Source organism: Candidatus Angelobacter sp. (genome assembly GCA_035607015.1).
GTDB lineage: Bacteria > Verrucomicrobiota > Verrucomicrobiia > Limisphaerales > AV2 > AV2.
Genome location: DATNDF010000046.1, coordinates 1 through 7673, shown reverse-complemented (window position 1 = coordinate 7673; position 7673 = coordinate 1). Strand labels below are relative to the sequence as shown.

Here is a 7673-nt window from a genome sequence, read left to right as displayed (position 1 = left end):
TACATCGGCGACACCGAGAAGAACATCGATCGCGTGTTCACCGATGCGCAGAAATCGGGCGCCGCAATTCTGATCGACGAAGCCGACGCCTTGTTCGGCAAACGCAGCGAGGTCAAGGATGCCCACGATCGATACGCAAACATCGAGGTAGCCTACCTGCTGCAGCGGATGGAGGCTTTTGACGGACTCGCGATCCTCACCACGAACCTGAGGAAAAATCTCGATCCTGCTTTCATGCGCCGCCTGCGCTTCGCCCTCGAATTTCCCCGTCCGGACATGGACGCGCGGGAAAAAATTTGGCGTCAGTGTCTTCCCGAAGAATCGCACGCGCTGAGCGACGGAGATTTCCGTCAACTTGCGCGCCGGCTCGACCTCACCGGTGGACAGATCCGACAGATCACGCTGCGCGGCGCGTTCGTCGCGGCAGCAGCCGACAAGCAAATTAGCCTGGAGCACATTGCGCAAGCCGCGCGCGGAGAGTTAGCCAAGCTCGGCCTGCCGCCGGTTGAGATCGATTTAAATCGGACAAGGAGGGCTGCGTGAGCGCTGAAGCGATCATCGAGGTGAGCAACGCGTTCAAGAAGCGTCTGGAGACTGCGCTCCTCACCTCCACGGTCCCGGGTACCGTCTTCGTCGGCCCGCTCGACGACGCTGACTCCAGTGGCGCCGCGCTCATTCTGTTTCTCTACCGAATAATACCCAATCCAAGTTTGCGCAATCGCGAACATTCCGTGCCTTCCAGTACGCCGCCTCCACCAGTTGTCGTGTTTCGTAATTCACTACCGCTCGACCTCTACTTTCTCGTCACGGTCGGGACTTTACCGGGTTTCAGTGAGGAGCCGCTGTTAAAGGCGCTGGGATACGCCATCCAGGAGATGCAGGCGGACCCGGTGTTGTCCATCAAAAATCAAATCGTGCACGTAACGCTCGAGCCGCTTTCGGCTGAAGAAACTAGTCGCATCTGGGCGCTGTTTCCGACGGCGAACTACCGCACCTCGATCGCTTACCTCGCAACTCCGGTCTGGATCGACCCGCAGAGCGAACCACCGTTAGCGGCGGCTGTGTTGGACGATCGATTGTCAGCAGGGCCCAGGCTTGGGGAGGCCACGATATGAGCCGGCCATTCGAAATCCAACTGGAAAGGGCCTACGAGCGCCACGCGATGTTTGGCATTGAATTGCTTGATGCAGTGACGCTGTCTCGCGTGAGTCAAGGCGTGAAGAAAGTCGTCGCCGTGGGACTTGAAGGCGAACCGATCGTGAACGCGAGTGGCTGTTTCGTCTGGCTTGAAGAAGAAATCGCAAACTTGCAGAAGGTCACGTTCGATCTGGGGGTGCTTCCCTTCGAAAGCATTGAGCTTGCAGCAGCGGATGTAAAACTGCCGCTGACCACTATCGAACTGCAACCGCGTGCAGACTATCCATTCGCTTCCGGCACCACCGGGATACGCGGCACGCTGATCGAAAAGCGTGTCATTTCTCCGCAGGTTCCGGTCGCGGTTGACGACGCCGAAGTCGGGCTTCGCTGGCTCGACGAAGACAAAGTCATCTGGCACGACGCGCGAACGACCTCGCGTACAAACGCTCACGGCGATTTCGTGTCGATATTGCGCCTTTCAGCCGCCGAGGAGCCTGACCTCGATGCGGACCGAAAGCTCACTGTCCAACTGAGGGCGCGTCGTAACACAAACGAACGTACTTCTTCCGTTTTTAAACTGCTGCAAGGTCGTGTCGCGGACCCGTCGACACTAAGTGCTTTGACGTTCGCCTGGGACGAGTTGCAACCCTGAGTTCGCTACTAGGAGATAAGCCATGAATGAGTACAGAAGATCCAGTCATGATTGCGTGCCTACCGATCATCCAGCCCCTCAGCCTCATCCGCCTGGCGATGGAGAGACGTGCAAACCGCTTCCCGAGACCACGCCGCCGAAATTAGAACCGCCTGAGAAATGTCCGCCGCCGGATCATTGTTGCGAATGTCCCACCCCGCCTGGCTCAACCCCGAACTGTCTCGAAGAGCTGCTGGCGAAACAAGGCGCAGACATCGCTGCCGGCGACCATGCGAAAGATTTCCAAAAAGATCTCACCACGCTGCTCGCTGCGGCTAAGGACGCGGCTACCAAATACACCCGCGATACCTACGAACGGCTGGTGGATGATTGGGTGAAGCAAGACGCGGCAATCGCTGAGTTGATTCGAAAGCTGGTGTGCGCGGTGCCTTGCTGGCGCTGCATTCTTGATTGCTATGTCTGCCCATTGCTCAATGACCTTCATCACGCGGAAAAGGTGCTGTACGACGATGGCAAACTCTACACGACCTTAAACGACATCCAGGATTTGGAGTACTGGCTCACGCGCGACAAGGCGGCAAAGCAACGCACCTTTGACCGCATTGACAGCGTGATGAAGGCCTGGGGCGCTCCGGCAGAGTCGATCCAAAAAGTGCTCGCTGCCAACAAAACGGCGATTGAATTGGCGAACTCGTCAATCGGCACCCAGCCCGGCAAATCGATCTATTCGGTGTTCTTCCAAATCATCCCGCTCCACCTCGCAATTGCGCCGCCGGCGGGCTCCAATTGGACAACAAAGATCGATGAGAATTTCACGAAATTCTGCGAGTGCGACAAAGGCACTCCTGACAATTGCTGCGGACCAGACGTCGGCGAATGGAGCCTGCGCCAACGTTTAATTCCACCGCAAGCCTACCTGGTCGATCCCAGCCATTACTTCATGCTGATTTGTTGCCTCGTTGAAAACCGCTATGCGCCGGCCAAAGACGCATTGGCCAAAGTAACGGCTGAGCTGGCTGCCGTTACGAGTCGAATCGCTAACCTGAAGAAGCAACTCGAAGATGGCCTTAAGAACTTCGGCCAGACCGCCGACGGCGCAATTCCGAGCGTCATTGATTGCTGTAAATATGAGAAAGAAGACGATCACGGACACGGACACGGATCGTCTCAATCCAGCTGACCTGAAACTCGCTGATTACAAACCTGGAGAATCACCATGCCTGAATATTTAACGCCCGGCGTTTACGTCGAAGAGATCGAACGAGGTCCCAAGCCAATCGAGGGAGTACCGACGAGTACCTCGGCATTTTTGGGAGAAACCGAGCGCGGACCTATTCGACCAAGACTGGTAACAAGCTACACCGAATACAGCCGTTGGTTCGGCGGCGTTTTCCTTGAGGGTCGCTACATGCCTTACGCCGCCAACGGGTTTTTTGAAAACGGAGGCAAGCGGCTCTATGTTTGCCGCATCGTCGGCGAAAATGCCACTACCGCGACCAAGACTTTTGGCGACTTTCGAGTTAGCGCCTCCGGTCCGGGCGCCTGGGGGCTGAAGGTCTGGGTCAAATTTGAGAATGGTTCGACGGTAGACGCGGACGGCAACAGCGGCTTTCGCATGAAGCTGGCCTATTGGTCTAAGTTTCCGGTCGGTTTTCAGCCATTCGATCCGTTCATGCCCATAAACCGCACCACCCTGCCGCGCCCTCAATATGCGGAAGACTACGACGACTTATCGGTTGACCCGAATTCTTCCAACTACTTTACGAAGCGACTGATCGACACCGGAACGAATCAGCCAGTCTCCGTGCTGGCCGCCCTTGAGGCGACGACCTTGACTCCGCCAGCCAAGCCGCCGGTCAGTCCGGTTCAGGGTGAATTCCTGGATCAGAATGGCGTAAACGACCCAGCCGCGCTCAGCAACGACGACTTCGAAGGAAAGATTAACGGCGCCCGTGATCAGAAACAGGGGCTTCAGGCGCTTGAGCTCGATCCATATCGCGACGTTGCCCTCGTGTACGCACCTCATCCACCGGACAACGGACCCGCCATCAACCGGGCAATCATCGACCATTGTGAAAGGATGAGATTCCGGTTTGCCGCGATCGACGGGGATGAGAATTCCGAGCCGTCCGACCTGGATCCTCGAAGCACGAACAAGTGGGACACCTCCTATGCTGCTTTTTACGCGCCGTGGATTATCGCCTCCGATCCACAGAGTGGCGCGCGTCGCAGCGTCCCACCGGGCGGATACGTTCTCGGCGTCTATGCCCGCACTGACACTGACCGGGGAGTTTTTAAGGCACCGGCAAACGAGATTGTGCGTGGCGCCCTTAACGTTCGTTTCGACGTCAACGATAACACCCAGGGCGTTTTGAATCCGAAAGGCGTCAACGTTATTCGCAGTTTTCCGGCACGCGGAATACGGGTTTGGGGCGCACGCACGCTGTCATCCGACAGCTTGTGGAAGTACGTCTCGGTCCGACGTCTTTTCATTTTCCTCGAACACTCAATTTATGACGGCACGCAATGGGTGGTTTTTGAACCGAACGACGATCGCCTGTGGGCCCGCGTGAAGGACACGATCCGGCTATTCCTTCGTTCGCAGTGGCGCGGCGGCGCGCTCTTCGGCCGCACTGAAGAGGAAGCGTTCTTCATAACCATCGATCGCACCACCATGTCGCAGGACGACATCCTGAACGGGCGGCTGATCTGCGAGATCGGCATCGCTCCCGTTCGCCCGGCGGAGTTCGTTATTTTCCGCGTCTTCCAAAATACCGCTGAGGCCCAGCGTTAAGGAGCTACGTTATGGCACGCATCGATCCTCTACGCAATTTTCGCTACCGGCTCGAGATCGACAACATCACGCAGGCTGGTTTCAGTGAGGTCATGATCGCCGAGACCACGATCGACGCGGTCGATTACCGCGAGGGCACTGACCCACCGCACGTCAGAAAGCTCAGCGGTCTCACGAAATACGGAAACATTACGTTGAAGTGGGGCCTTACGAGCGGCGGCACCGCGCTCGATCTTTTCAAGTGGCATGCCGACGTGTCGGCCGGACAGGTCAAGGACCGGCGCAAGAAAGTCGTCATCGTGGTGCAGGACGAGGCGGGCACCGACAGTGCGCGCTTTGTGGTGACGGATGCCTGGCCCATCAAGTATGACCCCAGCGACCTTAACGCCAAGGGTAATGAGGTGTTGATCGAACTGCTCGAGCTGGCAAATGAAGGCATCGAGCGTGTGATGTAAAGGGGAAACGAAACATGAGCACCACCACGCATTCCAGCTTCCAGACCGAGATCGAATTCGAACTGCCCAAGGGCTACGTAGACGAAGCGGGCACTTTACACCGGCGCGGCGCGATGCGCCTGGCCACAGCGGCCGATGAGATCCTGCCGCTGCGCGATCCTCGCGTGCAACAAAACGAAGCGTATCTCGCGGTGATTGTGCTGGCGCGCGTCGTTATGCGTCTCGGCACTCTAACCGATATCCACACGGGCGTAATTGAAAACTTGTATGCCTCGGATCTCGCCTACTTGCAGCGACTGTATGAGAAGTTCAACGCGGGCGACGAAGAGGCTGCGCCGGAGCTGGCGCCGGAAAAGCAGTGGGCCGCGGGAGGCAAAACGCTGCGGAGGTTTACCGCCGTGGGGGAAGCATGAAGGCCTATCCCGTAAAGTCGCTGTACGAGGAGATGGCCTTTATAGCCTGTCACTTTCATTGGTCTCACGCGGAAATCATGCAGCTTGAACACCACGAACGCAGACGTTGGTGTCGCGAGATCTCGGCAATCAACCGTGTCCTCGACGGTGCTCCGAGTAATCCCTTCGAAGTGAGGAGCGCGCAGCGATGATACGTCTGGATCCGCTGCGCTCATTTCGCTTCCTCGTCGAGATCGAGGGAATCACGAGCGGAGGTTTCACGCGCGTCAAGGGCCTGTCTCGTGAAGTGAAGTACGAATCCTACCGCGAGGGTGGAGTGATCGAATACGAGCACAAGCTCATCACTCAGGTTTCGTATCCAGTTCTTGTTCTGGAGCGTGGTCTGGCCCTCGACGATTTGTGGAAATGGGCGCTGGCGGTAGCCGACGGCGTGGTCAAACGAAAGACGATTTGGATCCGGCTTCAGAACGAGGCCAATGTGCCAAGTTGGGCCTGGCAAATTGAATACGCACTACCGGTGAAGTGGACGGCGTCAGACCTGGACGCCCAAACGTCGCCCGTGGTGATGGAAAGTCTCGAATTGGCGCACCACGGATTGCGGAAGGCGACATGATCTACGGTCGTGGTAAATGGTTGTACAGAGTAATCGGACTGGCAGCGTACAACGCCGCCAGGCGTTTCGCAGCACGACACTTGAACGCCTTCGGCCGTAGCCAGACCTGGCGTCCGATGGTCCTGCGCTGGAGGCTAAGGCGCAAGACATTGGGAAATGCATCGACCGGTCGCGCGTCGCGGCCTTCGCCAGGTTCGTGGTTTCCGCAGTTTCATTTTCACTTTGCCTCGCACATGACCAGCCAAACTCGAGCGAAGGCAATGCCAGGTCACTTCCCGGCCGCGGCCGCGGGCCGGACGCGAGTGGTAATGGACCACCGTTGGACAAGCGTGTTAGCTGCAACTCCTGGACTGCAATTGGATAAGGCAAAGCAGGCGGCGCCCGAAATGTACGAACGCAAGAACTCGCGCGCGCAGCAGCGCGGTTCAGTAACACTTGCATCAAGAGTCTCGTGGCCCCGCAACACGCTGAAAGCACACTTTCCAGGGACAGCGCCGGCCCCAGTTCGTTGGCTATCCAACAGCGCTCGCCCCAAACAACATCTGGCGCCAACGGCGGCCCAGCCTGTTTCGCGGCCGCCGCTCACGAACCAGGTCGTCACGTGGACCACGCAGCCCGAGCGTCGCCAGTTTTTTGATCCCAGGCCGGAAGTTCGCGCGAGTTTGCAGCGCGGAGTACATACACGGTTTTTGCAGACGCGATCGCAAATCTGGCAGCACTGGCAGCAAGTGTCTTCCCGGCGTCAGCCGGAGTTTCGTGATCCGGTTGCGAATCGTCAGGCTGGAACGAGGACTTTGCAGTTTCAGTACGAACACTCCGAGCAACTTGTCTGGCGTCGCACAGGGCAGACTCCGCTGACCAGCGACGACGACGAACGTGGTGCGGAATTGTCCGAGTCGGCTAGTCGAACGCAGGGTCGCCCACAACCGGACCACGAATCCGCGGTAGGAGTGGCCGTTCTCCCCGCACCGGCGGCGGCAACGCAAGTAACGAGGCTTGATCCTGCGGTCTTGGATCGATTGACAGACCATGTGATTAGCCGCGTGGAGCAACGTATGCGCATCGAGCGCCAGCGGCGTGGACTTTGAGGAACGATGACTAAGGCCCAACTCAAGAAAGCGACTATTACCGTCCTCGATGGCGCGGACAAGGGTAAAGTCATCACTGCGCTTTTCAATCCCACCGAGTACAGCTTTGAGCGAACCAACTCGTTTAAAGCTACCCCGGTGCCAGGCCTCTCGTCGCCACTCCTGCAATTTGTGAGTGGCGAGTCAGACCGTCTCAGCCTGGATCTGTTCCTCGACGACTACACAGATCCTAAGGGTCCGACATCACTACAGCAGAAGGAAGAAAACCCGCTCACCAAACGCCTTGCGGATCTTTTCAAACTACTTGAAATCGATCGCGACTTACATGCTCCTCCTCCGGTTCGATTTAACTGGGGACCACTGGAGTTCTTCGCGGTGATTGAGAAGCTGAGCCGCAAGGTCACGATGTTTCATCCTGACGGCACGCCTGCTCGAGCGACGCTCTCGATCAGTTTCAAGGAATACCGCACGCTGCGAGAACAGCTCGAAGATCCACGACGGCAGTCGTCCGACAAAACCAA

Annotated in this window: 10 protein-coding genes; all 10 read left to right on the top strand. The window is 57.6% G+C overall.

Going from position 1 to position 7673, the window contains the following annotated elements:
• A partial coding sequence (locus tag VN887_02005) for an ATP-binding protein (protein HXT38775.1) occupies positions 1 to 543 on the top strand: 543 nt, incomplete at its 5' end.
• Positions 540 to 1115, top strand: coding sequence for a Pvc16 family protein (locus tag VN887_02000; GenBank protein ID HXT38774.1), 576 nt, complete (start codon positions 540 to 542; stop codon positions 1113 to 1115). The genes VN887_02005 and VN887_02000, both read left to right, overlap by 4 nt.
• Positions 1116 to 1162: 47 nt before the next feature.
• A complete protein-coding gene (locus tag VN887_01995; protein ID HXT38773.1) occupies positions 1163 to 1789 on the top strand; it encodes a hypothetical protein in 627 nt (208 codons plus the stop codon).
• Positions 1790 to 1811: 22 nt separating this feature from the next.
• A complete protein-coding gene (locus VN887_01990; GenBank protein ID HXT38772.1) occupies positions 1812 to 2969 on the top strand; it encodes a hypothetical protein in 1158 nt (385 codons plus the stop codon).
• Between the two features lie 36 nt (positions 2970 to 3005).
• Entirely contained in the window at positions 3006 to 4583 is a 1578-nt protein-coding gene (locus VN887_01985) for a phage tail sheath family protein (protein ID HXT38771.1), read from the top strand.
• Between the two features lie 11 nt (positions 4584 to 4594).
• Positions 4595 to 5038, top strand: a complete 444-nt coding sequence (locus VN887_01980; GenBank protein ID HXT38770.1) for a phage tail protein — start codon at positions 4595 to 4597, stop codon at positions 5036 to 5038.
• A 14-nt stretch (positions 5039 to 5052) separates the two neighbouring features.
• Complete coding sequence (locus VN887_01975; protein HXT38769.1) at positions 5053 to 5451, top strand: hypothetical protein; 399 nt, start codon at positions 5053 to 5055, stop codon at positions 5449 to 5451.
• Positions 5448 to 5642 (top strand): DUF6760 family protein, encoded by a 195-nt coding sequence (locus tag VN887_01970; protein ID HXT38768.1) that lies wholly within the window; start codon positions 5448 to 5450, stop codon positions 5640 to 5642. Before VN887_01975 ends, VN887_01970 begins: the two co-directional genes overlap by 4 nt.
• Positions 5639 to 6064 (top strand): phage tail protein, encoded by a 426-nt coding sequence (locus VN887_01965; GenBank protein HXT38767.1) that lies wholly within the window; start codon positions 5639 to 5641, stop codon positions 6062 to 6064. The genes VN887_01970 and VN887_01965 overlap by 4 nt, the downstream gene beginning before the upstream one ends.
• A 1094-nt stretch (positions 6065 to 7158) precedes the next feature.
• Positions 7159 to 7673, top strand: a 515-nt coding sequence (locus VN887_01960; GenBank protein ID HXT38766.1) for a LysM peptidoglycan-binding domain-containing protein, incomplete at its 3' end; no start/stop codon positions are given.